Raw genomic sequence first — 23734 nt, forward strand, 5'->3', positions numbered from 1 at the left:
GCCGTCATGGCCGCTAGCAACTCCGCCAGATGCATCCATGTGGCCGCCATACCCCGCCTTCAGCACATCATAAACAATTGTCCGTTGACTCCGATCAAAAGTCAGCTTACTGTTCGATGCGGCGAAGACACCGGTGCATCGAGGCGTTGGGCGGCAATCCCGCCGGCTCCTCGATCGGAACAGGCTGGGGGCCACCGCGTGAAAAGGACTCGATGCGGAGTACCGAAGCTTCACCGTCGACCTCGTCCGCTGCGTCGCCCCGACGGTTACCGGGCGCTTGGCAGCGGCCTCACCTGGCGGACCCTCGGTCGGACCTGCGCACCGACGTGATCGCTTCCACCCACATCCCCATCCCCACCGAACCCTTGCAGAGAGGTAGGTGACCATGCGATTACCGCGCATGGTGGCACTGGTGGCCGCAGTGGGCACGGCACTCGCCGTCGCACCGGCGACCTCGGCGGCACAACCCGCACCGCCGGCCGATACGGAGTTTCAGAAGGTCACGCTCAACGACAGTCCCGGCGAACCCATCGATCTCGCGGTGGTGCCCGACGGCCGGGTGCTGCACACCACCCGTGCCGGCCAGTTGTGGCTGCACGACCCGCGAACCCGCCTGAACACGCTGGCGGCGGAACTGAACGTCTACACCCACGACGAGGAAGGGCTGCAAAGCGTCGCGGTCGATCCCGGTTTCGACGGCAAGACCAACAGGTGGGTGTACCTGTACTACGCGCCTCCGATGGACACCCCGCGCGACGACCCCTCGACCCCGGACGTCAACGAGGGTGACGCACCGACCAGCGGCAACCCTGCCGACTTCGAACCGTTCAAGGGTGTCCAGCGGCTGTCGCGATTCCAGTTGGTTGGCAACAAGCTCGACCTCTCCAGCGAGCAGCAGATCCTCGAGGTAGCGGAGGACCGGGGCATCTGCTGCCACGTCGGCGGTGACATCACCTTCGACGGGCAGGGCAACCTGTACCTTTCCACCGGCGACGACACCAACCCGTTCGAGTCCGACGGATACGCTCCTATCGACGAGCGAGCCGACCGCAACCCCGCGTTCGACGCCCAGCGCAGCTCCGCCAACACCAACGATCTGCGCGGCAAGGTGTTGCGGATCCGGGTGCAGCGGGACGGCTCCTACACCATTCCCGAGGGCAACCTGTTCGAGCCAGGAACACCGAAGACCCGTCCGGAGATCTACCTGATGGGGCTGCGCAACCCGTTCCGGATCGAGGTGAACAGCGACGGTGACCTCTACGTCGCCGACTACTCCCCCGACGCGGGCTCCGCCGACCCGCAGCGCGGTCCCGCCGGGCAGGGACGCTGGTTCGTGGCAAGCGAGTCCGGCAACTACGGCTGGCCCTACTGCGTCACGCCGGACATGCCCTACATCGACTACGACTTCGCCACGCGGGAGTCAGGCGAGGCGTTCGACTGCTCGGCGCCACGCAACGACTCTCCGAACAACACCGGCCTCACCGAGCTGCCACCGGTGGAGCAATCCGATGTGTGGTACGGCTACGGCGCCTCGGAACGGTTCCCCGAACTCGGTACCGGGGGCATCGGACCCATGGCGGGACCCGCGTACGACTACGACGCTGTCGACCGGCGTGGCAAGAACCCGGCGGCCTGGCCGAAGTACTACGACGGCATGCCGTTGTTCTACGAATGGACCCGCGACTACATCAAGGGGTTCCGCCTCGGCGAGGACGGCGAGGTGGCCTCCATCGAGGACGTGCTTCCGTCGATTCCGGTGTCCGGACCGATCGACATGGAGTTCGGCCCTGACGGGGCGCTGTACGTGCTCGAGTACGGCAAGGGCTACTTCGCGGAGAACCCGGGGGCGCAGTTGGCTCGCATCGACTACATCGGCCCGCGTGGCAACCACACGCCCGTGCCGAAGGTAGCGGTCGACACCGACAACGGGCGTACCCCGCTGACGGTCTCCTTCTCCAGTGACGGAACCCAGGACCCCGACGGTGACCGACTCCGCTACGAGTGGGATTTCGACTCCGACGGCCGGGTGGACTCCTGGCAGGCCAACCCGACACACACCTATCAGGAGAACGGCGTCTACACCGCGACGCTGAAGGTGACCGACGTCGGCGGCAAGCATCGAGGCCGGTCGGCGTCGGCTGAGGTCGACATCGTGGTGGGCAACGAGGCACCGGTGGTGGAGTTCGTCAGCCCCACCGACGGGCAGTCCTTCACCTGGGGTGACCTGATCGAGTTCGAGGTGTCGGTGACCGACGATCAGCCGGTGGACTGCTCGCGCGTCGAGGTGACCTACATCCTCGGCCACGACGAGCACGGGCACCCGCAGACCACCGCCTCCGGTTGCACCGGCTCGATCGAGACCACGGTTCCGGAGGGGCACGACCCCGCGCACGACGATCTGGCGGGCGTGTTCCACGCGACCTACACCGATCCGGGCGGCGATGGGGTGCCTTCGCTGTCCGGTGAGGCCGAGGTCGTTCTGCGACCCACACAGTGAGAACCGGCCCGTGGTGCCCCGCCCGGCGGCGGGGCACCACGGGTCTTTCCCTGAGCCGGACCGAACCCCTTTCGCGCCGCCGTCGTTGATGAGCACACGACGCGACGGTGCGAGCGGGAGGACTGCGGATGCGCACAACCAGCCTGGCGGCGGTGGTCGCCCTGACCGCCGGGATCGTGCTGGCAGCACCGGTTTCGGCCGGTGGCGAGCCTTCCGGGCCGGATAACGTCTGCATCCCCAGCGTGCCGGAGACCGACGTGCTCGAACCCGGCCCGGTGGACATCTGCGTCAGCGTGTTCAAGCCGGCGGACGCGTCGAGGGACAACCGGGTCCCCGTGTTGCTGCACAGCCACGGCTGGGGCGGCAGCCGCACCTCCGCGCCAGGCTCGTTCCAGCGTTACCTCGACGCGGGCTTCGGCGTGGTCAGCATCGACCAGCGTGGGTTCGGCGAGAGCGGCGGCAAGGCACACGTGGAGGACCCCGCCTTCGAGGGCGCGGACGTCATCGCCGTCGTCGACTACGTCGCGAGTCTGGACTGGGTGAAGCGCGACGGCCCCGACGACCCGGTGCTCGGCGCGATCGGCGGCTCCTACGGCGGCGGCTACCAGTTCGTGGGCGCGTTCACCGAACTCATGCTCACCGGCCGCACGCGCTTCGACGCACTCGCTCCGCAGATCACCTGGTACTCACTCAACGAAAGCCTCGCGCCGAGCGATGTGGTGCGCACCGCATGGACGGGCCTGCTCTATACCGCGGGCCTCGACGCGCACACCTCTACCGTCCACACCGGATTCGCCGAGGGAATGGCCACCGGTGACTGGCCCGCGAGCATGGCTGAGTTCTTCGGCGACAACGGGCCCGCCTTCCACGTCGAGCAAGGCGGGAAGCTGGACATTCCGGTACTGCTGCGGCAGGGCATCAGTGACAACCTCTTCCCGCTGGACCAGGCGATCAAGAACTTCGACACGGCGCTGACCGACCGCGCCCGCCGCGACAGCCTGCTCATCGGCTACAACGGCGGGCACGCGCTGCCGAACGTCCTTCCCGTCGGCACCGCCGTGTCCGGCGACGCGTGTTCGGCGCGGCTCAGCGGAGCCGGTTACGACGAGCTGGAGCTGCGGTTCTTCGCCGAGAACCTGCTGGGCGCGCCGCGCGAGCTCACCGGCCACGGCCGCTACCACCTGATGACCGCCCGCGGTGACTGCCTCAGCGTGGACTCGGTCGCCCCGACGGCGCGGTACTCGCTGCCCGACATCACCACCACGACGGCGGCGGGCGTGCCGCAGGCCATCAAGATCGCCGACGGCCCGCTGACCATCGCGGGCACCTCGCGCCTCGACGCGCTGGTCACCGCGCTGGGTGTGGACAGCAGGGCGTTCTTCGCGCTCAGCGCCGGCACCTCACCGCTGGACGCGCGGGTGATCCAGAACAACGTGCTGCCGCACCGCGAGGAGAGCCTGAACCTCGGTACCAGGCGCCAGATCGAACTGCCCTCGGTCGCCGCCACCGTCAAGGAAGGTGAGTCACTGTTCCTCACGGTGAGCCCGACCTCGGACATGTTCGCGCTACACGGCAGCCGCACGCCCGGCGCAATGGTGCTCAAGGACGTGGCGGTGAACCTACCGGTCGTCAGCTGACGCGGGTGAGGCCAACCGCAGGCCCGCGGATTCACGGGCGGAGGAAACGTGCCTGCGAGTCGTCGAGTTCGTTCCACCACGGCGTGTGGTGCAGCGGCGCCACCGTGCCGGTGCACGGCGAGCGGAACGAGCGGTCGCGGTAGCCGGTGATGCTCTCGTCCTTGTGGTGCTCCCAGGCGACGAAGTGCTCACGGACCAGGTCCAGATCGAAAGCGGGGTAGTCGGTGCGCCCGCACAGGTCGGCGACGTAGTCGGTCTGAAAGGCGATGTCGTCCATCGGACCCGTGAGCGTGTTCTGGCGGTCGAGCCAGCCCGCTATGTCGGCCTCCATCTCGGCGGCGGGTGGCAGGGCGATTCGTCCGAGCACCACGTCCCTGGCGAAGAACGCCTGCGCGTCGAACATCGTGAAGGTGTAGTACTGATCCTGCATCGCCAGGTACAGCAACCTGGGGTTGGCCGTGGACACGACACCCTTGTACAGCCCCGCCGGGTACAGCACGTTGGGGGTGCGCAGCCGGAGTTCGTCTCGCAGGAACGGGAAGTGGTGCCGATACCCGGTGCACATGATGATCGCGTCCACGGCGCAAGCCGTGCCGTCCACGAAGTGTGCCGTGCGGTCCTGCACGCGGTCGAGTGCGGGAACCTCGCGTATCCCGGCAGGCCAGTCGAATCCCATCGGTCGGGTGCGGTAGGAGATCGTCACCGAGCTAGCGCCGTACTTCAATGCCTGCAGGGCGATGTCCTCGGCCGAGTAGCTGCTGCCGAGAACGAGCAGGTCGCGTCCCGCGAACTCGCTCGCGTCGCGGAAGTCGTGGGAGTGCAGCACCCGGCCGGGAAACGTCGAGAAGCCCGGGTATTCGGGAACGTTCGGTGTGGAGAAGTGCCCGCTGGCGACGATGACCCAGTCGAACGTCTCCGTCCGCGTCACCGCGTCCGGACGAGTCTGCGAGGTCACGGTGAAGGTTTCGGTGGCCTCGTCGAAGTCGACCCAGCGAACCGCCGTGTCGAACCTGATCCGGGAGCGGATGTTGCTCTTCTTCGCTCTGCCGGTGATGTAGTCGTAGAGGACCTCGCGGGGTGGGAAGGACGGGATCGGCCCACCGAAGTGTTCGTCGAAGGTGTAGTCGGCGAACTCCAGACACTCTTTGGGGCCGTTGGACCACAGGTACCGGTACATGCTGCCGTGCACCGGGTCGCCGTACTCGTCCAGCCCGGTGCGCCAGGTGTAGTTCCACAGCCCTCCCCAGTCGCTCTGCTTCTCGAAACAGACGACCTCGTCGACGGCGGCGCCGTCGAGCCGGGCTTGCTCGAACGCGTGTAGCTGGGCCAGGCCGCTGGGCCCGGCGCCGATGATCGCGACGCGGGACATGGATGACCTCCTGGTCAGGATCGCGGGCGGGTCTTGCCCGGGTCGTAGAACGGGATCGGCACGACTTGTGCCGCTATGCGTTTGCGCAGGCCGTCGAGCTTGCCGACGGCCACGGCCGTGCCGGGCTCGGCATGCTCCACGGCGATCCGGCACAGTGCGATGTTGGCGCGCAGCACGGGCGAGCGTGCCGCGCTGGTGACGACACCAACGTTGTGGCGTCCCACGCGCACGCTGTCACCGTGCGCCGCGGGTTCGTTGCCTTCCAGTTCGAGGCCGACGAGCACCCGCTGCGGGTTGGCCTCGCGGGCGAGCAACGCCTGCCTGCCGACGAAGTCGTCGGGCTTGGACCGCAGTGGCACCGTGAAGCCGATGCCTGCCTCGAACGGGTCGGTCCGGTCGCAGAACTCGTGCCCCGCGAAGGGCAGTGCGGCCTCGATCCGCAGGGTGTCCAGGGCGGTGAGCCCCAGCGGTACGAGGCCGTGTCCCGCGCCCGCCTCCCACACGGCGTCCCACAGCGCGGGCGCGTCGCTGGGATGCACCCACAACTCGTAGCCGAGTTCACCGGTGTAGCCGGTGCGCGAAACCAGCAAGGGCGGGCCGAACTGGTCACCGACGCGGCCGATGGCGAAGCGGAACCAGGCCAGCTCGGCGAGGTCGGGCTCGTGTCGCGGGGTCCAGACGACCTCGGCGAGCAGGTCCCTGCTCGCCGGTCCCTGCACGGCGATGTTGTGCAGTTGGTCGGTCGAGTCCTTGACCCACACCCGGTCCAGCTCGAGCCGGGTGGCCTGTTCACGCAGCCAATCGCCGTCGTAGGCGTCGCCGCCGACGAAGCGGAAGTTGTCCTCCCCCAGCCGGAACACCGTACAGTCGTCGATCATGCCACCGGTGTCGTGGCACAGTGCCGAATAGCCGACCTGGCCTCGCGCGAGCCTGCGCACATCTCGGGTGAGGGTGGCCTGCAGCAGCGCCTCCGCGTCGGGACCGAGGATCTCGAACTTGCGCAGTGCGGAGAGGTCCTGCACGGTCGCGCGCTCGCGGCACGCCCAGTACTCGGCTCTGGGCCCGTGGTTGTCGAAGCTCTCGGGCAGCCAGTAGCCGCGGTAGTCGGTGAACCGGCGCGTCAGTCTCTCCGTTCTCGGCGCGAAGCCGGTGCTCCTGGTCAGGGTGGCGGGTTCCTCCGGTGTCACGCGGTGTCCGATGGCCATGGAGAAGGTCCTCCTCGCGTCGTAGACCCGGATGTGCACGTCGGTGGGCACCCAGGAATTGGCGGGATCGATGTCGTCCGGGCAGGCGGAGGAAGCACACACCAGGTCGGTCATGGCGCGCAGCAACACGTGGTCGCCCGGGCGCGACCACGGCTCGTCGAACACGAACAGGTTGTCGTCGTCGAATCGGGTGTTGTAGAAGAAGTTCAGTGCGGGCCAGCCCGCTCGTGCGGCGATACCGTACTTCGCCAGCCGAGCGTTGAAGTTGTCCGTGCAGTTGACGTGCCCGGGGTAGCCGAGGTCCTCGTAGTACTTCGCCGTGCAGGCCAGGCCGAACGCGTCGTGCCGCCCCACCGTGTCGCGCACCACCCGCACGAGTGGCTGGGCCCGCGCGTCGAAGAACACGCTCGCCTGTCCCGGCCTCGGGTACGCCGTACCCGTCACGGACCGGGTCGTCGTGGCATCCAGGCCCTGTTCCACGCCGTCCTGCAACCGCCTGGCGCTAAAGGCGAGGAAGTCGGAGCACTGTCCACCCTCGACGTCGATCACCTGGATGTACTGACCTTCCCTGACCTCGTAGTCCAGCGCCGTGGCCGCGTCCACCCGCAGGTCGAGCAGCGGCTCCGCCAGCGGCTCGGGAAGCACGGGCTCGGGCTTGCCCCGGAGAGTCGATCTGTGCACCTCCAGCAGCAGGTCCGAGGGCGGGTTCGCGAACCGGTCGTCCACCCGCATCGGGGTGGCTGGTGCGGCCACCACCACCGCGCACGGGTGGTCGGCCACGAACGCTTCCCTGGCACCCGCGGGCGAGGAAGCGCCGAACAACCGCGTGGCCGCGACCCGTAGCGGGTCGAGGCCGTGCTCGGCCAGCAGCGCGGGCACCGTGCTCTCACCACGCCGTGCCAGCTCCCGCAGCACCGTGGCAGGCTCGTCCGGCCGCACCCCGAGCGCCGCACCGTCGCTGAGGACGGTCAGTTCCGCCGGCTGCCTGCCGTGCCGGTCGACGATCTCCAGCCGGTCGCCACCGTGCAGCCGCAGTGCCGTGACGGCGCCCGGCCGCACCCGAAAGGTCTCCGCCGGCTGCCCTTGCGAGCGCATCCTTCAGCCCCCGGCCAACCAGTGTGCGGCGGCGTCGCGGTAGTGGCTCAGCCCCTTGTACTCGGTCAGGTCGTCAGGTAGTTCGGCCAGCACCGAGGCGAACCGGCTTCGCCACGCCGGGACCCGCGCGAGGTCGGTCAGCGAGAGCAGGTAGGTGCGGATGAGAAACAGGATCGCCCCGCTGCGGGGCAGCCGCAGCAGATGCTGCACCTCGACGCGCAGGTGCAGCCGGTCGGGCAGGGCGGGATCGGTGACGACGAGGCGGCGGTCGCGCCCCCACTCGGGGTAGGTCTCGGTGGAGGTGTCCAGCCGCCGGTCGACCGTCATCGTCCAGTTGGTGCGCCGGTACTCCTGACCGGCTTCGAGCCGCATCAGGAACCGCTCGGCCCTGGTGATCACCCGTTCCTCGTGGACTCGGGGAACGGGGCCGTGTATCTCGAGGAAGCGCATCCCGACGTCGAAGCCCAGTGACCAGTCGGCGGCGAACGTGACCAGCCCGGCATCGGCCCACAGCGCGTCCTCACGCTGGTCCAGCAGCACGATGTCCTCCTGCGCCTGGCTGCCCGCGAACAGCAGCGGGTCGCAGGGCAGCGAGTCCTCCTCGCCGAGCACGAACTCCTGTTTCACCCCGAGCAGGTCGTTGCGCCACCGGTAGGTGGTGCCGTCTCGATGCAGGCTCATCTGCCCGGGGTAGGTCGCCGCCAACTCGCCGAGCACGGTGAGCAGCGCGTCCCAGGTCGCGACCCGCATGTGCGGCAGCACCGTGCACCGGCTGGGGTCGCGCCGCAGGATCCGCTCCCGTTCGGTCAGTTCCGCCTCGTAGGTGGCATCGAGGTCGAGCACGTGCTCGCCCCACCCGCCTGCCTCCGTGGGTACGAACTGGCGAGCGGGCTCGACATTCGTGCTGTAGCGGTAGGTGTCCTCCCGAAACGGGAACGGGAATCGCGCGAGGTGCGACGAAAGCATCGTGTCCGTCATAGGTCGAGCTCCAACTCCTGGTCCAGACATCGCGAAACGCAGCACATAACCGTGTCGGCGGCCGCTCGTTCGGCTTCGGACAGGTACAGATCCCGGTGCAGCGGCCGTCCCCGCACCACACTCACCCGGCATTCGCCGCAGACGCCCTGCCTGCACATGTTGGGTACCGGGGTGCCCGCCTTCTCAAGTGCTTCGAGCAGGCTCACGCCCGAGGGCACGCTCACCCGCGTCCCGGACCTGGCGAGTGTGACGGTGAACGGCGCGCCCGGGTCGAGTTCCGCAGCGGAGAACCGCTCAACGTGCACCCGGTCGGCAAGCCAGCCCGCTTCGGCGGCGCCTGCCCGCACGTCGTCGAGCATTTCACCGGGCCCGCAGGCGTACAGGTGGGTGCCGAGTGGGCTCGCACGCAACTCGGCCCGCACGGCACGGGTGAGATCGGCTCGCCCGGTGTACTCGCGCAACCGATCGCCACACAGCCTTCTCAACTCGGCCACGTGTGCACCCGCTCCGGGCCGGTGGGCGTAGTAGAGCCGGAACGACCGGCCCCACTGCCGCGCGGCGCGCACGTGGGACAGCATCGGCGTGATGCCGATGCCACCCGCGACGAGCAGGTGGTGGTGCGCGCTCGCCGCCGGGGGGAACGCGCTGCGCGGCCCGCTCACCCTCAGCACGTCGCCGACCTCGATGCCGTGCAGGAAGACCGATCCGCCGTCGCCGCCGGGGCAGCGCAGTACCGAGATCGTGTACTCCTCGGGCTCGATACCGTCGCCGGTCAGCGAGTAGGCGTTGCGCCGGTCGCCGCAGTCCACCACGACGTGACTGCCGGGAACGAACGGCGGCAGCCCGCCACCGTCCGCCCTGCGCAGGCGCAGCATGCGAATGTCCGCCGCTACGTGTTCCGCACCCGCTACCCGCAGCAGTAGGCCCTCGTCAGTCCTGCCGTCACGCTCGTTCACACCGCCTCCGCGTCAGCCATGTATCCCAGGTACGCGCTCCCGCGCCGGGAAACGTGGTGGTGGATCACGAGCGTGCACCCGCATCCCCGGCACCCGAATGTCTCTCCCACCGCGCACCCGGCTAAGGTCGTCTCCTTACAATGTGGACAGTGGACGCGCTTGAGCGCGGTGCTCGTCGCGTGCGCGCGTATCTCGGCTGGCACGGCGCCGTGACCCAGTGCCACCGAGCGAGCGAGGAGTACGTCGGCCTCCGGGCCGGCCAGCAGCAGTCGCCAGCCGACCCGAGCCGCGCGCAGTTGTTCACGCAGCGCCGACAGCGTCGTGTCGTCGGCACCGTCCGCGTAGCGGACCCAGACCGGCCTGCCTGCGCCGAGTTCGGCGACCCAGGCCGACGCGACGGCTCCACCGTCCTCACCGAACCCCAGCACCGCGTAGGACGTCCCGGTGTCGTCGACGGCGGGCGGTGTCGCGTCCCACTTCGGCACGCTCGTGTGCGATTCCGCCATGACGCGCTCAGGGGGCGAAGTCGCGATGGCCGGTGTAGAAGCCAAGCGCCCGCTCCGGTGTCTCGAACACGACGGTGGCGCCCTTGGGAAAGAACAGTACGTCGCGCGGTTTCGCGTGCACGACCTGCCCGGTGGCCTTGTCGGTGAGCTTGAACTCGCCCTCCAGCACGATCTTCATCTCGTCGTAGGTGTACTCGTACACCAGCGGCTGGGACGCGAACAACTCGAAGAAGCCGGCACACAGCTGCGCGCCCCCTGGGTTCTCGTGGACGTCCCCGATGAAGGCTTCGCACCCGTCGATGTTCATGCTCGGCAGCTTGACCGCGCCGCCCTCCACCTTGCGGATGGGTCCTTGTACGGCTTCCATGTCTGTCCTCCTTCGGTGGTCATGGGTTCCTCATGCCGTTCGGCTCACGGTTGTTCGGCCGTCACCAGCGTCCGAGACTCCTGCTGCCGAGGCGCTTCGGGTTCGGCCTGCTCGCTCACCGAAAGCGCCGCCAGCGCGTGCCGGTACTCGCGGTTCTCGTTGCGTACCTGCCAGATGTGGAACCAGATCCAGGCGAGGACGGTGATGGCCACCAGTGCGATCTCCGAACCGGGGAAGGGGAACAGCGAGCTGATCGGCTCCAGTTCGGCGTAGGATTCGATGCCGGTGCTCATGGTCAGGACCTCCTGTCTTCACGTGCCGTGGCGCCGAGGAGCGCTTCCAGCTCCACGTCGTCGAGCCTGTTGTTCGGGGCTGAGAACTCGGGGTAGGCGTCGTCGTATCCGTGGGTGTCCAATCCGGCCAGTTCGACCTTCCTCGGCACGCGCAGCAGGCCGAACTTGTCGAGCAGCTTCGCGACGGCGAACGTGGGCAGGAAGCCGAGCACCCAGAACATGATCAGGGCTCCGATCAACTGGCCGAGCGGGTTGATCACCGGCCAGCCGTCCGCGTTGCTGCCCAGCCAGGCACTCACTCCCTCGACCGGCGCGGCGGCCGGATATCCCCACAGCACGAAACCGGCTATCACCAGCGCGAGGAACCCGGTGTAACCGTGTACGGCGACGGCACCCACCGCATCGTCGATCTTGAACCGGCGCTCGACCCAGTGGTGCAGCTTGAACGCGATGAACACGCCCACCGCGCCGATCAGCATCGCCTGCAGCGGGTGGTAGAGGTCGTTGCCCGCGGACGCGGTGATGATGCCTCCGAGCGCGCCGGAGAACGTCCACAACACACTGCCCTTGCTCAGCACGAACCCGACCGCCATGCCACCGATCAGCGACATCAGCAGGTTGAACGAGTTGCCCGACAGCGTCGTGGGGGTGCCGTAGATCGTGGTCGCCGCGAACAGCGGGTCGGAGTCGCTGCCCACGTTGATGATGGGGATGTTGCACGCGGCGTAGAAGCCCCAGAAACCCACGAGGATGATGAACAGGCCCACGCCGGTCAGCCACACGTTGTGCGGCTTGATGTCCCTGACCTCACCTCGCGGCCCGAACTTGCCGATGCGCGGGCCGAGTACGACGAGCATGCCGAGCGCGGCGCCACCCGCGACGGCGTGGATCACGCCGGAGCCGTATGCGTCGTGGTAGCCCATGGTCTGTACCAGCCAGCCGGTCGCGCTCCAGCCCCACGCGCCGCCGATGACCCAGGTGACGGAGCCGACCAGGACGGCCATGATGAGAAACGCGCCGGTGCGTGCCCGCTCGATGATCGCACCGGAGACGATCGAGGCGGCTGTCCAGGAGAACAGCAGGAACGCCGCCCAGAAGACGCCGGTGATGTTGTCGTCGAGGTTCGGCGCCAGCAGCGGTGACCACGGGGTGGCGTCGGCCGCGGCCTCGCCGATCCCGCCGGTGATACCGGGACCGTTTCCGACGGCGTAGTACAACCACCAGCCGAAGAGGAAGAACGTCACGGTGACCACCGGGATCAGCATCACGTTCTTCATCAGTGTGTGCTGGAGGTTCTTGCGCCGGGCCGTGCCCACCTCGTACAGGGTGAACCCGACGTGAATCAGGAACATGAAGACGATCGTCAGCCAGTAGTAGAACTCGGTGAAGATCGTGGTGAGGGCGGTGAGTTCACTGTCCACGGGCCAGCTCCTCGTCCACTGTCAGTAATCTTTGTCGCATATCAGGAGACCTCGCGGGCATTTCGAACGGAACCTTCAGCCGTAAAGCTTGCGTTAAACCAGAACCGGAAACTTGCGTCAACGCAGTTGCCCAGCACCGACATACGGGTGCGGGCTCGTCAACGGCGCTCCCTCGCCGAAGCGCTCCAGCCGGAAATCCGCCGCCGGTACTGCGGGATCGGTGGAGTCGCCTCGGTGAACCAGCTCAGCGACCAACTCCCCCACCGCGGGGGAAATCTTGAAGCCGTGCCCGCTGAATCCGGCCGCGACGACCAGACCGTCCACTTCGGTACGGCTGATGACGGGGTTGAAGTCGGGCGTCACGTCGTAACACCCGGCGTAGCTGCTCGCGAGCGCCGGATCGGGCAGTCCTGGCAATCGCAGGGCAACCTTGCCGACGGCCGATTCCAGGAAGCCGGGATCGGCGCGATCGGAGTACCGGTCGGGGTCGGCGGGCTCGAGTGTGCCGAGATCGCTGTTGCCCACCAGCAGTTCACCCGTCGGCTCCGGGCGGATGTATTGCAGCGAGACCAGATCCGAGAACACGGGCGCGCCTGCGAGGTCGGCACCGGCTCCGGGCCGGATCAGTATGAGTTGCTCGCGATGCACGGTGATCGGCAGTTCGATGCCCAGCGGGCTCAGCAGCGACACCGACCACGGGCCTGCCGCGACCACGACCGAGCCGCTCGCGATCGTCTCGCCGCCCGCAAGCCGAACACCGCGCGCCCGGCCCGAGGAGGTCAGGATCTCGCTCACCGCGCTGCCCTGCCGGATACGCACCCCGTACCTGCGCGCGGCGGCGGAGAAGCCCTGCGCGGTGCGGTAGGCGTCACCGTGCCCACCGCGGGGCTCCCAGCCGAATGCCGCGAAGTCGGTAAGGTCGGCGGAGGGCCACAGCTTCGCCACCTCGGCACGGTCGATGCTTTCGGTGTCGATGCCCAACCTCCGCTGCGCCGCGAGATTGGCACGTAGGGAGTCCACATCGCGCTGCCCGACGCCGACGACGTATCCGGTCCGCCGAAAGCCGACGTCGACGCCGAGTATCTCCTCGGCTTCCTCCAGCACCGGCAGCGACTTCCAGGCCATCGCCGCCAGCGAGGGCACGCCGTAGTGGCACCGGGCGATGCCGCTGGACTTGCCGGTACCGCCGGAGCCCACCGTGTTCCGCTCGCACACGACCACATCGGTGATCCCGTGCCGGGCCAGCGCCCACGCCGCGGCCGTGCCCTCGATGCCTCCGCCGACGATCACGACGTCGGCGGACTCGGTCGCGGTGGTGGTCACCACTCACCTCCGGGAACCCACGACGTGCCCGCGAGCGGTACCCGCGCCATCGCGGCGGCCTCGACGGTCAGCGCCACGAGGTCCTCCGGCTCCAGATGCAGCAGATGTGACTTGCCGCAGGCCCTGGCGAGTGTCTGTGCCTCCATGGTGAGCACCCGCAGGTAGTTCGCGACCCGCCTGCCGCCCTCCACCGGGTCGAGCCGCGCTGCCAACTCCGGGTCCTGTGTCGTGATCCCCGCCGGGTCGCGGCCGTCCTGGTAGTCGTCGTAGCAACCGGGCGCCGATCCCAGGTCGGCGTAGGCCGCCGCGTGGCGCGGGTCGTTGTCGCCCAGCGCGATGAGCGCCGCCGTGCCGATCGCGACCGCGTCGGCGCCAAGTGCCAGCGCCTTGGCCACGTCTGCGCCGGTCCGGACCCCACCGGAGACGATGAGCTGCACCTTGCGATGCACATCGAGTTCCCGCAACGCCCGCACCGCCTGCGGAATCGCCGCGAGCACGGGGATGCCGACATGCTCGATGAACACCTCCTGCGTGGCCGCGGTGCCGCCCTGCATCCCGTCCACGACCACGACGTCGGCCCCGGCGGCGACCGCGAGCTTCACGTCGTAGTAGGTACGCGCGGCGCCGACCTTGACGTACACCGGCTTTTCCCAGTCCGTGATCTCGCGCAACTCAAGGATCTTGATCGCGAGGTCGTCCGGCCCGGTCCAGTCCGGGTGCCTGCACGCGCTGCGCTGGTCGATGCCCGGCGGCAGCGTCCGCATCGTGGCCACCCTGTCGCTGATCTTCTGCCCGAGCAGCATCCCGCCACCACCGGGTTTGGCGCCCTGCCCGAGCACGACCTCGATGGCATCGGCCTTGCGCAGGTCGGCGGGGTTCATCCCGTACCGGGATGGCAGGTACTGATACACCAGGTGCTTGGACTGGCCACGCTCTTCCCGCGTCATGCCACCGTCACCGGTGGTGGTCGAGGTGCCGACCTCGCTGGCTCCACGTCCCAGCGCCTCCTTCGCCTGTGCCGAAAGCGCCCCGAAGCTCATCCCCGCGATGGTCACCGGGATGTCGAGGTGCAGCGGGAACCGCGCGTTGCGGGTTCCGAGCACCACGTCGGTGTCGCAGCGTTCCCGGTACCCTTCCAGCGGGTAGCGCGACATGCCCGCACCGAGCAGCAGCAAGTCGTCGAAATGCGGCACGCGCCGCTTCGCTCCGCCACCGCGAATGTGGTAGACGCCGGTCCGCGCTGCCCGCTGGATGCCCGCGATCGTCGCCGCGTCGAATGTCGCGGACGGGCGCAGGCCGAACGCGGAATGTTCGCTGGTCATCTGCATCCTTTCTGCATCCTCAACGGCGATCAGTACGCCGCCGAGTTGTGTGCGGCGAAGTGGTACAAGGTGCGCGCGGAGCCGTACCGGCGGAATTCGGCGGGGTCATGGTCCAGCCCAGCCGCGGCCAGCAGGCCCGCCAACTCCTCCCGATGTCGCGGCAGCAGCGGTTTCTCCACGCAGTCGGCGCCGAGCGTCTTCACCGCGCCTCGCACGTACAGCCGCGCCTCGTAGATCGAGTCGCCGAGACCGTCGCCCGCATCGCCGCACACGACGAGCCTGCCCGCCTGCGCCATGAACGCACTCATCGCGCCCACATCGCCACCGACCACGATGTCGATGCCCTTCATGGAGATGCCGCACCGCATCGACGCATTGCCCTCGACGACCAGCAACCCGCCGTGGCCGGTGGCGCCCGCGGACTGCGAGGCGTCCCCACGCACGCGGACCGTTCCGGACATCATGTTCTCGGCCACCCCAACCCCGACGCTTCCGTGCACGGTTACCGTGCCGCCGTCGTTCATGCCCGCGCAGTAGTAGCCGGCGTGCCCGTACACGTCGACGGTGACCTCGCCACGCAGCCCGGCCGCGATGGCGTGCGCGCCACGGGGAGCGAGCACCCGATACCTGCTCGCCGTCGGGTTGTGCAGTTCGGCGTTGAGCCACCGCACGGAGGTCTCGGCGAGATCCACCGCGACGGCGCTGGTCACCGAATCACCCGTCACCGCTGCCATGCGTACACCCTTTCCGGTTCGGGTTCGTAGATCCGGGCACCTTCCACCCCGGGAAGCCCTGCCAGCGCTCGAAACTCCGACGCCATCGCTACCCAGGATTCGGTCTCGGCGATGATCGCGGGTTTGCAGGCGATGGCGTCGCGCACGACGGCGAAACCGTCGCCGGTGGTGGCCAGCAGCGTGTAGAACCCGTCGAACCGCTCGCACAGCAGGCGAAGCGCCTTGTCCAGATCATCGCCCTGCGCAAGGCGTGCCGCGACGAACCGGGCCCCGACCTCGGAGTCGTTGTCGCTGTCGAAGTGCACGCCCAGCGCTCGCAACTGCCCTCGGATGGTGGCGTGGTTGGCGAAGGAACCGTTGTGCACGAGGCACTGGTCCTCACCGACCGAGAACGGGTGGCAGCCCTGCGCTGTTACCGCGGACTCGGTCGCCATGCGGGTGTGTGCGAGTCCCTGCCAGCCGCTCGCGCCCGCGAGATCATAGGTCCTCGCCAGCTCGCGAGGGTTTCCGGTTCCCTTGTAGACGGTGAGATCCGTACCGCTGCTCACCACGACGGCACCGGGCGCGGCGGCCCGCACCGCCGAGACCAGTTCGGCCGGGCTGACCGGTGCCGCGACGACACTGGTGTCGCCCGCCGTCGTGACCAGCACGTCCGACACTCCGGGCAGCTGTTCGCCGACGGCTTCGGCCAGGCCCGGCCGGGTGTCCAGTACGGACACCGCGGCGTGGCCGTCGGGGCAGCGGCGACGGTCGCCGTATACGGCGACCCCAGCAGAGTCGGGGCCGCGTTCTGCGACCTGACACAGCATCGTTTCGAGCAGGACACCGAGCCGAGGGAACAGCTTCGGATCGCGCAGGTGCAGCCCCACGATCCCACACACGGGCACATCCCCTTTCCAGGAACAACCGAACCGGTCCGGCCTGCGGCCGGGCTCAGAAAGCGGTGAGGTAACGGTCGATTTCCCACGAGCCGACCGTGTTGTGCCAGTCGAAGAACTCCTGGCGCTTCAATGCGGTGAAGTAGTCGCACACGCCCGGCCCAGCGGCGTCCAGGGCCGCCGCCATCACCGGGTCCGCTGCCAGCGCTTCGACGGCGTGCAGCAGCGTGGGCGGCAACTGCGGCCGGACCGCCTCGGTTCGACCGGGTGCACCAGGGTCACGATTGCCCGCGATGCCGTGCAGCCCCGCAGCCAGGGCCGCGGCTGCCGCGAGGTAGGGGTTGGCAGAGCCGTCCGCGCCGCGCAACTCGACGCGATTGTCGTCCGGCACGCGCACGAAGTGGGTGCGGTCGTTGCCGCCGTAACTGACGTGCCTCGGCGACCAGGTGGCTCCGGAGCGGGTTGCGACGGCACCGGTTCGCTTGTAGGAGTTCACCGTGGGGGCCAGCAACGCCTGCATACCGGGCGCGTGGTCCAGGATTCCGGCGAGGAACGAGTAGGCCAGTGTGGACAACCCGAGGCCGCGAGCGTCGTCGGAGTCGGGGAACAGCGGGGTGCCGTCGCGCCACAGCGACAGGTGCAGGTGCAGCCCGCTGCCGGTGCGGTCGGCGAACGGCTTCGGCATGAACGTGGCGGTCATGCCTCGCTGCTCGGCCAGCACTGAGATCAGGTACCGGGCGGTGATGACCCGGTCGGCGGTGGTGAGCGCGTCGCTGAAGGTGAAGTTCTGCTCGAACTGACCGTTGGCGTCCTCGTGGTCGTTGGCGTAGTTGCCCCAGCCGAGTTCGTTCATGGCCGCTGACACGGCCGTGAGGTGCTCATACATCCGGGTCAGCCCGCGTGCGTCGTAGCACGGCCGCGCGTGGACGTCTCGGTCGTCGGCAGGCGCGAGGTGTCCGTCCGAATCTCGGTTGACCAGGAAGTACTCCACCTCGCTTCCGACGAACAGTTCGAGCCCGTCGGAGAGGGCGCGGTCGAGGACAGCCTTGAGGATCACCCTCGGCGCGAACGGCCACGGCTTGCCTTCGACGTGCGGATCGCAGTGCACCAGCGCCATGCCTTCGCGCACCCACGGCAGTGGCGTGTAGGAGGCGAGGTCGGGCACGGCGATCAGATCGGGGTCGCGCGGTTGCTGCCCGATGGCGCCGACGGCGTAACCGGCGAACCCGACACCCTCGTGTTGCAGTTCCTCCGCGGCTTCAACCGGCACCAGCTTCGCGCAGGGTTTCCCTGTCAGGTCGACGAACAGGGCCAGCAGGAACTTCACGCCGTCGGCTCTGGCTAGCGACGCCAGGTCAGGGCTCGCCATGGGGGCAGGGGCGAGGCCGGACGGTGGCGCGGTGTCGAGCGTCATGGCGCCTCCCTCAGATCAGGAACGTTGTAGAACAAGATGAAACTCAGTCTCACCCTAATAAACGCCCTGCGGGTTGCGCCGGTGTTAAGTCGTGTAACGAGTGGCTTGTCCGGGTCAGCGTTCCCGGTCGCCGTAGGCCACCACGGACAGGAAGCGGATCGGCAGCTTCACCAACTCTCGCGGACCGTGCACGCCCTCGCCATCGAGTTGTAGCGCGTCGCCGGGCCGCATCGGGTAGGCGTTGTCACCGTGCCCGTACACCATCTCGCCCTCGAGCATGTAGAGCAGTTCGGTACCTGGATGTTGAAACAGCGGGAAGACCTCACTCTGCTCGGTGAGCGTCACCAGGTGGGCCTCCATCCGCTTGTGCGGCCCGCGCAGACCGCCGAGCAGAACGTAGTCGTGGCCGACCCGCGTGCCGCGAGCCACGATCCGGCCTCCCGAACCGGCTGGGGTCCAGACGGCCTCGCGACCGGTGTCGGCACCGCGAAACAGCGCGGTGACCGGAACATCGAGCGCCGAGGACAGCCGGGCGAGCGTGGTGAGGCTGCACGAGGTCTGGGCGTTCTCGATCTTGGAAAGCATCGCCTTTGAGATGCCTGCCCGCAGTGCCATCTCGCCGACGGTGACCCCTCGGGCCTGCCGGTAGCTGCGCACCTGCTCGGCGATCACCCGCTCCAGCGCGCCCTCTTCAGGTGGTGGATGCACGATCTCCCGAGCCGCGGGCCCATGGCCCGCGGCTCGGTCGTCGCGCTCACCATCTTCCGTCGTGCTCATCCCGCCTCGCTCGGTCACCCTGGTTTCCTGCTGAGATCATGCCGCTACCGCAGGGGGCTGGACCAGCCGACCCGAGCCGGATCAGGGACGAGCACGAAAACCGCAGTCGACTCCTCGATCACGCGGTAGCAGCGGCGGGTCACGCTTACCGCTGGGCCGCCGAAGCCGACGACCGGATCACACGCAGGGTCCGCACGGCGCGTTCGGTCTCCTCGGTGACCAGGTCGGCGTTGAGCTGAGCCGCCGCCGCGCTGCCCGCTGCGGCGGCCATGCCGACCTGGGCCATGGGGTCACTGACGTTGCCCGCCACCCAGACACCGGGCACGTCGGTGCGCCCGGTCGCATCCGCGGCGAGCGACTCGCCCATCGGGCGCGGCACGGGGTGCAGCCCCAACTCGGTGAGGAAGCCGGCGCGCGCCACCATTCGCGGCGACACCGCGACGAAATCAAGTTCCACCACGGACCCGTCACCGAGTCGCACGCCGAGGAGTGTGTCGTCGACGATCTGCAGTGCCACCACCTCGCCGTCGATCGTGGCGATTCCGCGTGCTGCCAGCTGCTCGGCCTGTTCATTGGTCACCGGCCTGCCCCGCGAGAAGAACCGGACGTGCTCGCTCCACTGGCGCAGCAGCAACGCCTGGTGCACCGACATGGGTCCGGTGGCGAGCACGCCGATCGTGCGGTGTCTGGCCTCCCAGCCGTGGCAGTACGGGCAGTGCAGTACGTCGCGGCCCCAGCGTTGCGACAGTCCCGGGATGTCCGGCAACTCGTCCGCCAATCCGGTGGCCACCAGTAGGCGCCGTGCCCGGGTCTGGCTGCCGTCGGTCAGCCTCACGACGAAAGAGGTCGCCGCGCCCTGCCCGTTCTCGTCGCGGCGAACGGTCTCGACCTCACCGGGCACCACCTCGCCGCCGTAGCGACGCACCTCCGCCCGACCGCGCGCCAGCAGCTCCGCCGGCTCGGTTCCCTCGCGGCCGAGCAGGCCGTGCACCCCGGCGGCCGGTGCGTTGCGCGGGCGGCCCGAATCCAGCACCACCACCCTCCGCAGGGCACGGGACAGCGTCAACGCACCGCTCAGCCCCGCCGCACCACCTCCGATCACCACCACGTCATAGCTGTCACGCAACCGATCGACCATGCGAGATCACCTCCACCGGCAACGATCCGCCCACCGCGCGAAAGGTGACAAGAATTCTTGCCGATTCGGCAAAAATGACCACGGATGCGCGCCGGAGCCGGTTGTCAGGCGCAACCGAGCCGGCCGGCCACCTCGGTGAGCGCCTGCCCCAAGGGCAGCTCCACGCGGAGCCGGGCGTGGCTGTCGCCGCGTGTCTCCCCCTGGTTCACGATCAGCACCGGCTTGCCCTGCTCCGCGGCACGGCGGACGAACCGCAGTCCGGACAGCACCGTCAGCGAGGAACCCAGCACCAGCACGGCGCTGGCTTCCTCGATCAGTTCGTAGCACCGTCGCACCAGCGGGCGCGGCACGTTCTCGCCGAAGAACACCACGTCCGGCTTCAGCACACCGGACCCGCACGCGGCACACGGCACGAGCCGGAACTCCCGCACAACGTGCTCGGCAAGGTCGACGTCACCGTCGGGGTTGAGCTTCGTCGCCTCGGCGCGGAAGGACGGGTTGGCCTGCCGCAGGCGTCGATCGAGCTCGTGCCGTGCGCTGGTTCGGCGGCAGGAAAGACACACGACACGGGCGAGGCTGCCGTGCAGTTCCGCCACTGCGCTGGCTCCGGCCCTCTGGTGCAGGCCGTCGACGTTCTGCGTGATGATGCCCGACAGGTAGCCGCCCGCCCGCAGCGCAGCCACCGCGTGGTGGCCCGCGTTCGGCCTGGCGCGTGCGACCGTGGCCCAGCCGAGGTGGCTGCGGGCCCAGTACCGCCGCCTGCCTTCCTCGCTGCCTACGAACTCCTGGTAGGTCATCGGCGAGTGCCGCCGCAGCGTCCCGCCTGCGCCCCGGTAGTCCGGGATACCCGACTCGGTGGAAAGGCCCGCCCCGCTGAGCACGACCACCCCACGCTCCCCCACCACCCGCGCGACCTCGTCCAGCTCCGTGGTGACGGGCGCGGGCACACCGCTCGGTGTCCAGCTAAGGGTCGGCCTCATCCGCACGGTTTCCAGCCTACGGGGCAACCGCGCCCTGCTCCCTGGGCACGACGCGATCGGGCAGGCGCAGCCGCGCTCCAGTGGTACACGTCGAGCCGACGGCCCGCCAGGCTCACGACGAACTCCTTGCCGGGATGTCGTGATGGCCGCGCTTGATCGTGCCGCCTTCGCCGAACGTGTACCGCCCCCGTTGACCGGCACCTGAACTGGGTTCAGGAAAGACTTTCTGCAGACCCCGCCAAGCTTCGGCCGATGTCCGACAGTATGGAAGCGGTCGTGCTACCCGGCACCGTCGGTCGGCAGGAACGGGCTGGGAGTCCCGCTGTAGGACACCGCGAGACGCTCCCTCGCTCGCGTGCACGCCACGAAGAGCGGGCAGCGTTGCTGCAAGAGATCGCTTTCGTGCTGCAGGCTGTCCACCTCCGCCGGGGTCACTTCCTTGGCGAACGGAACGGCGCCGGCCGTGACCCCCAGGACGGCGACGCAGCGAAACTCCAGTCCCTTCATCGCGTGCATGCTGGCCAACCGCACTGCCACGACGTCGGCACCCGGACGGTCCCTGACCTTCACCGCGGGGATTCCCTCGGCCGTGAGCTGCTCGCGGACCTTGTCCTGCAGGAGGTTGAACCGGGTGCAGACGGCGATCTCGTCGGGCCGAACACCCTGATCGAGCCAATCAGCCACGCGTCGCACCAGCGCGGTGATCTCCTCCTGTTCGTTGGCGTATCCGATGACTTCGGGCCGCGTGCCGTGAAGCAGCGACCGGTACCCGGTGAGGGTGTCGCTGCCGTCACCGAGCAGCGCGCCGTCGAGCTGACCGACATCGCCTCGATTTGGTATCGCGACCCGTCGGCCTTTGCGTTCCCGGCGACGCTGACCGAGGTCGAGCGCGCCTACGCCCACCGCGAGGCGCGGCTCGGCTTCGGCGGCGTGCTGGCCGCGCTGCCGGTGGGCTGGGTCAACCACCCCAACCGGGCCGCGGACGCGATGTTCAAACCCCTCCAGCTCGCTACCGCCGCGGCCTGCGGTCTGAATGTCGCACCGACCCTGGTCACCAACTCGCCGGCGGCCGCGTCCCGGTTCGCCCGCGAGCACGGCGCCGGCGACACGATCTGCAAGTCGTTCGGTCCGAACACCATCACCGAAGGCGGCCAGCTCAAGATCGCCTACACCCGCCGCCTGGACGAGACCGACCTCGGCGAGCTGGACGGGGTCGCCTCGACCGCGACCCAGCTGCAACGCTGGGTGGACAAGACCCACGAAGCACGGGTGATCGTGATCGGCGAGCGCATGTTCACCATCGCGATCACCGCGGACTCGCCGGCGGCGCGGGTGGACTGGCGGGCCGATTTCACCGCGTTGCGCTACCAGCTCGTCGACACACCGCCGAATGTTGAGAAGGGCCTGCGCCGCTACCTGGATACCCTGGGTTTGGCCTACGCCGCAGTGGATTTCGCCATCTATGCCGAGGGGCGATGGTGGTTCCTGGAATCGAACAGCTCCGGCCAGTATGGCTGGCTGGAAGCCCAGACCGGGGCACCGATCACCACGGCCCTAGCCGCCCTGCTCACCCACCCAAGGGGACGCCCGTGACCACAACGAACACCACCACTGACGTCGAGTGGGAGTCGCACGCGCAGCGGCTCACCGACGAGTTGGCCGCGGCGGGCAAGCTCACCGACCCGCGTCTGGTCGACGCCGTCCGAGCGGTTCCCCGGCACGCGTTCGTCCCCACTTACCACCAGCAGACCCCGGACGGCAGCTGGGCGCAGCGCGCCAGCGTCGACGACCTCGCCGCCGTCTACGCCAACACCGCGCTGATCACCGCGCTCGCCCCGACCGCGACCGGCGGCACGACGGTGCTGTCGTCGTCGACCCAGCCAGGGTTGATGACCCGCATGATCGAAGCTCTGCACCTCACCGACGGTTCGCGGGTGCTGGAAGTCGGCACCGGCACCGGCTACAACGCCGGCCTCCTGGCGCACCGGCTCGGCGATGAGCAGGTCTACTCGGTCGACGTCGAGGGCGACCTCGTCGAGCTGGCCCGCCAGCGGCTTGCCGGACTCGGCTATTACCCGACGCTGGTCGCCGGCGACGGAGCGGCCGGGCTGCCGGAACACGCGCCGTTCGACGCGATCATCGCCACCTGCGCCGTCCCAGCGATCCCGCGGGCCTGGGTCGAGCAGGTCCGGCCCGGCGGGGTGATCCTGACCGACCTCAAACCCGCGCCCGGCGCAGGCAGCCTCGTCCGCATCACCCGCACCGCCGAGGACCGCGCGGAAGGCCGGTTCGACGCGACCTACGCCGCGTTCATGGACCTCCGGCACACGCCAGGCGACAACCCGGCCGGATTCCGCGTCGAACGCGACCACGACCAAGCCGAACACCGCACCACCAGCCTCGACCCGAACACCCCCTGGAACTCGCTGCTGGTCTGGTTCCTCGCCTCCTTCGAACTCGGTGCCGAGATCGCCTACGGCTACACCCTCCCCGAGGGCGGCGCCATTCCCGCCTACAGCGGCGCCCCACCGACCGCGTCCTGGATCGCCACCCCGGACGGCTCCTGGGCCGAGATCGCCCTCGCCACCCAGAACGGACAGCATGAGGTCGCCGAAGGCGGACCCCGCCGCCTCTGGCGCTTCGTCGAGCAGGCACACCGCACCTGGACCGACCTCAGACGGCCCGGCTGGGACTCGTTCGGGCTCACCGTCACACCCGACACCCACACCGTCTGGTTCGACCAGGCCGACGGCGAGCACACTTGGCGGCTCGCGCCCCGTTGATCGGTCTCAGCAAGATCGCGCTGATCGCCGATCCTCGGCGAAGGACATCACCGCATCTTCC

The 23734-nt window shown here is 68.8% G+C and carries 21 protein-coding genes; 4 read left to right on the forward strand and 17 right to left on the reverse strand.

The features are described 5' to 3' along the window. Positions 1–385 precede the first annotated feature (385 nt). Both FHU38_RS16265 and FHU38_RS16270 read left to right on the forward strand, forming a co-directional pair. Positions 386–2497, forward strand: coding sequence for a PQQ-dependent sugar dehydrogenase (locus FHU38_RS16265; protein WP_167172351.1), 2112 nt, complete (start codon positions 386–388; stop codon positions 2495–2497). Positions 2498–2625: 128 nt separating this feature from the next. After that, positions 2626–4134, forward strand: a complete 1509-nt coding sequence (locus FHU38_RS16270) for an alpha/beta hydrolase family protein (protein WP_167172353.1) — start codon at positions 2626–2628, stop codon at positions 4132–4134. Between the two features lie 31 nt (positions 4135–4165). On the opposite strand, the gene FHU38_RS16275 is transcribed toward FHU38_RS16270, so the two are convergent. The 17 genes from FHU38_RS16275 to FHU38_RS28020 all read right to left on the reverse strand — a co-directional run bounded on the left by FHU38_RS16275 (position 4166) and on the right by FHU38_RS28020 (position 21574). Next, a complete protein-coding gene (locus tag FHU38_RS16275) occupies positions 4166–5503 on the reverse strand; it encodes a flavin-containing monooxygenase (protein WP_167172355.1) in 1338 nt (445 codons plus the stop codon). Between the two features lie 14 nt (positions 5504–5517). Continuing rightward, positions 5518–7803 (reverse strand): DUF1989 domain-containing protein, encoded by a 2286-nt coding sequence (locus FHU38_RS16280; protein WP_167172357.1) that lies wholly within the window; start codon positions 7801–7803, stop codon positions 5518–5520. Positions 7804–7806: 3 nt separating this feature from the next. Continuing rightward, complete coding sequence (locus FHU38_RS16285) at positions 7807–8781, reverse strand: heme-dependent oxidative N-demethylase family protein (RefSeq protein WP_243852274.1); 975 nt, start codon at positions 8779–8781, stop codon at positions 7807–7809. Continuing rightward, positions 8778–9737, reverse strand: a complete 960-nt coding sequence (locus tag FHU38_RS28015) for a PDR/VanB family oxidoreductase (RefSeq protein ID WP_208415705.1) — start codon at positions 9735–9737, stop codon at positions 8778–8780. The genes FHU38_RS16285 and FHU38_RS28015 overlap by 4 nt, the downstream gene beginning before the upstream one ends. Continuing rightward, complete coding sequence (locus FHU38_RS16295; RefSeq protein ID WP_167172359.1) at positions 9734–10243, reverse strand: dimethylamine monooxygenase subunit DmmA family protein; 510 nt, start codon at positions 10241–10243, stop codon at positions 9734–9736. Before FHU38_RS16295 ends, FHU38_RS28015 begins: the two co-directional genes overlap by 4 nt. Before the next feature lie 7 nt (positions 10244–10250). Beyond that, positions 10251–10610 carry a cupin domain-containing protein gene (locus FHU38_RS16300; protein WP_208415706.1) on the reverse strand — a complete coding sequence of 120 codons (360 nt, stop codon included), beginning with the start codon at positions 10608–10610 and terminating at the stop codon, positions 10251–10253. A 44-nt stretch (positions 10611–10654) separates the two neighbouring features. After that, positions 10655–10903: a DUF4381 family protein gene (locus tag FHU38_RS16305; protein WP_167172361.1), complete on the reverse strand. Its 249-nt coding sequence runs from the start codon at positions 10901–10903 to the stop codon at positions 10655–10657. A 2-nt stretch (positions 10904–10905) separates the two neighbouring features. Beyond that, positions 10906–12324: an ammonium transporter gene (locus FHU38_RS16310; protein ID WP_167172363.1), complete on the reverse strand. Its 1419-nt coding sequence runs from the start codon at positions 12322–12324 to the stop codon at positions 10906–10908. Positions 12325–12441: 117 nt separating this feature from the next. Continuing rightward, positions 12442–13647, reverse strand: a complete 1206-nt coding sequence (locus FHU38_RS16315) for an NAD(P)/FAD-dependent oxidoreductase (RefSeq protein ID WP_167172365.1) — start codon at positions 13645–13647, stop codon at positions 12442–12444. Next, positions 13644–14969 (reverse strand): FMN-binding glutamate synthase family protein, encoded by a 1326-nt coding sequence (locus FHU38_RS16320; protein WP_167172367.1) that lies wholly within the window; start codon positions 14967–14969, stop codon positions 13644–13646. Before FHU38_RS16320 ends, FHU38_RS16315 begins: the two co-directional genes overlap by 4 nt. A gap of 29 nt (positions 14970–14998) precedes the next feature. Further along, positions 14999–15703 (reverse strand): glutamate synthase, encoded by a 705-nt coding sequence (locus tag FHU38_RS16325; RefSeq protein ID WP_167172369.1) that lies wholly within the window; start codon positions 15701–15703, stop codon positions 14999–15001. After that, entirely contained in the window at positions 15691–16584 is an 894-nt protein-coding gene (locus FHU38_RS16330) for a glutamine amidotransferase (protein ID WP_167172372.1), read from the reverse strand. Before FHU38_RS16330 ends, FHU38_RS16325 begins: the two co-directional genes overlap by 13 nt. Before the next feature lie 52 nt (positions 16585–16636). Further along, positions 16637–17995, reverse strand: coding sequence for a type III glutamate--ammonia ligase (gene glnT, locus FHU38_RS16335; protein WP_167172374.1), 1359 nt, complete (start codon positions 17993–17995; stop codon positions 16637–16639). 114 nt (positions 17996–18109) lie between these two features. Beyond that, positions 18110–18772, reverse strand: a complete 663-nt coding sequence (locus tag FHU38_RS16340) for a helix-turn-helix domain-containing protein (protein ID WP_167172376.1) — start codon at positions 18770–18772, stop codon at positions 18110–18112. Between the two features lie 145 nt (positions 18773–18917). After that, complete coding sequence (locus FHU38_RS16345) at positions 18918–19910, reverse strand: NAD(P)/FAD-dependent oxidoreductase (protein ID WP_167172378.1); 993 nt, start codon at positions 19908–19910, stop codon at positions 18918–18920. A gap of 104 nt (positions 19911–20014) precedes the next feature. Further along, positions 20015–20890 carry an NAD-dependent protein deacetylase gene (locus FHU38_RS16350; RefSeq protein WP_167176165.1) on the reverse strand — a complete coding sequence of 292 codons (876 nt, stop codon included), beginning with the start codon at positions 20888–20890 and terminating at the stop codon, positions 20015–20017. Positions 20891–21169: 279 nt separating this feature from the next. Continuing rightward, positions 21170–21574, reverse strand: coding sequence for a 3'-5' exonuclease (locus tag FHU38_RS28020; RefSeq protein WP_313886798.1), 405 nt, complete (start codon positions 21572–21574; stop codon positions 21170–21172). 66 nt (positions 21575–21640) lie between these two features. On the opposite strand from FHU38_RS28020, the gene FHU38_RS27455 reads away from it, so the two are divergent. Then, on the forward strand, positions 21641–22483 hold the full coding sequence (locus FHU38_RS27455; protein ID WP_243852275.1) for an ATP-grasp ribosomal peptide maturase: 843 nt from the start codon (positions 21641–21643) through the stop codon (positions 22481–22483). Then, entirely contained in the window at positions 22480–23673 is a 1194-nt protein-coding gene (locus FHU38_RS16360) for a methyltransferase domain-containing protein (RefSeq protein WP_167172380.1), read from the forward strand. Before FHU38_RS27455 ends, FHU38_RS16360 begins: the two co-directional genes overlap by 4 nt. Positions 23674–23734 lie beyond the last annotated feature (61 nt).

The sequence above is a fragment of the Saccharomonospora amisosensis genome (assembly GCF_011761185.1).
In the GTDB taxonomy this organism is placed as follows: domain Bacteria; phylum Actinomycetota; class Actinomycetes; order Mycobacteriales; family Pseudonocardiaceae; genus Saccharomonospora_A; species Saccharomonospora_A amisosensis.

What these genes read in the sequence shown, in the direction of transcription:
- FHU38_RS16265 (WP_167172351.1), top strand. Translation starts at nt 386, where the DNA reads ATGCGATTACCGCGCATGGTGGCACTGGTGGCCGCAGTGGGCACGGCA.
- FHU38_RS16270 (WP_167172353.1), top strand. Translation starts at nt 2,626, where the DNA reads ATGCGCACAACCAGCCTGGCGGCGGTGGTCGCCCTGACCGCCGGGATC.
- FHU38_RS16275 (WP_167172355.1), bottom strand. Translation starts at nt 5,503, where the DNA reads ATGTCCCGCGTCGCGATCATCGGCGCCGGGCCCAGCGGCCTGGCCCAG.
- FHU38_RS16280 (WP_167172357.1), bottom strand. Translation starts at nt 7,803, where the DNA reads ATGCGCTCGCAAGGGCAGCCGGCGGAGACCTTTCGGGTGCGGCCGGGC.
- FHU38_RS16285 (WP_243852274.1), bottom strand. Translation starts at nt 8,781, where the DNA reads ATGACGGACACGATGCTTTCGTCGCACCTCGCGCGATTCCCGTTCCCG.
- FHU38_RS16295 (WP_167172359.1), bottom strand. Translation starts at nt 10,243, where the DNA reads ATGGCGGAATCGCACACGAGCGTGCCGAAGTGGGACGCGACACCGCCC.
- FHU38_RS16300 (WP_208415706.1), bottom strand. Translation starts at nt 10,610, where the DNA reads ATGGAAGCCGTACAAGGACCCATCCGCAAGGTGGAGGGCGGCGCGGTC.
- FHU38_RS16305 (WP_167172361.1), bottom strand. Translation starts at nt 10,903, where the DNA reads ATGAGCACCGGCATCGAATCCTACGCCGAACTGGAGCCGATCAGCTCG.
- FHU38_RS16320 (WP_167172367.1), bottom strand. Translation starts at nt 14,969, where the DNA reads ATGACCAGCGAACATTCCGCGTTCGGCCTGCGCCCGTCCGCGACATTC.
- FHU38_RS16325 (WP_167172369.1), bottom strand. Translation starts at nt 15,703, where the DNA reads ATGGCAGCGGTGACGGGTGATTCGGTGACCAGCGCCGTCGCGGTGGAT.
- glnT (WP_167172374.1), bottom strand. Translation starts at nt 17,995, where the DNA reads ATGACGCTCGACACCGCGCCACCGTCCGGCCTCGCCCCTGCCCCCATG.
- FHU38_RS16340 (WP_167172376.1), bottom strand. Translation starts at nt 18,772, where the DNA reads ATGAGCACGACGGAAGATGGTGAGCGCGACGACCGAGCCGCGGGCCAT.
- FHU38_RS16345 (WP_167172378.1), bottom strand. Translation starts at nt 19,910, where the DNA reads ATGGTCGATCGGTTGCGTGACAGCTATGACGTGGTGGTGATCGGAGGT.
- FHU38_RS16350 (WP_167176165.1), bottom strand. Translation starts at nt 20,890, where the DNA reads ATGAGGCCGACCCTTAGCTGGACACCGAGCGGTGTGCCCGCGCCCGTC.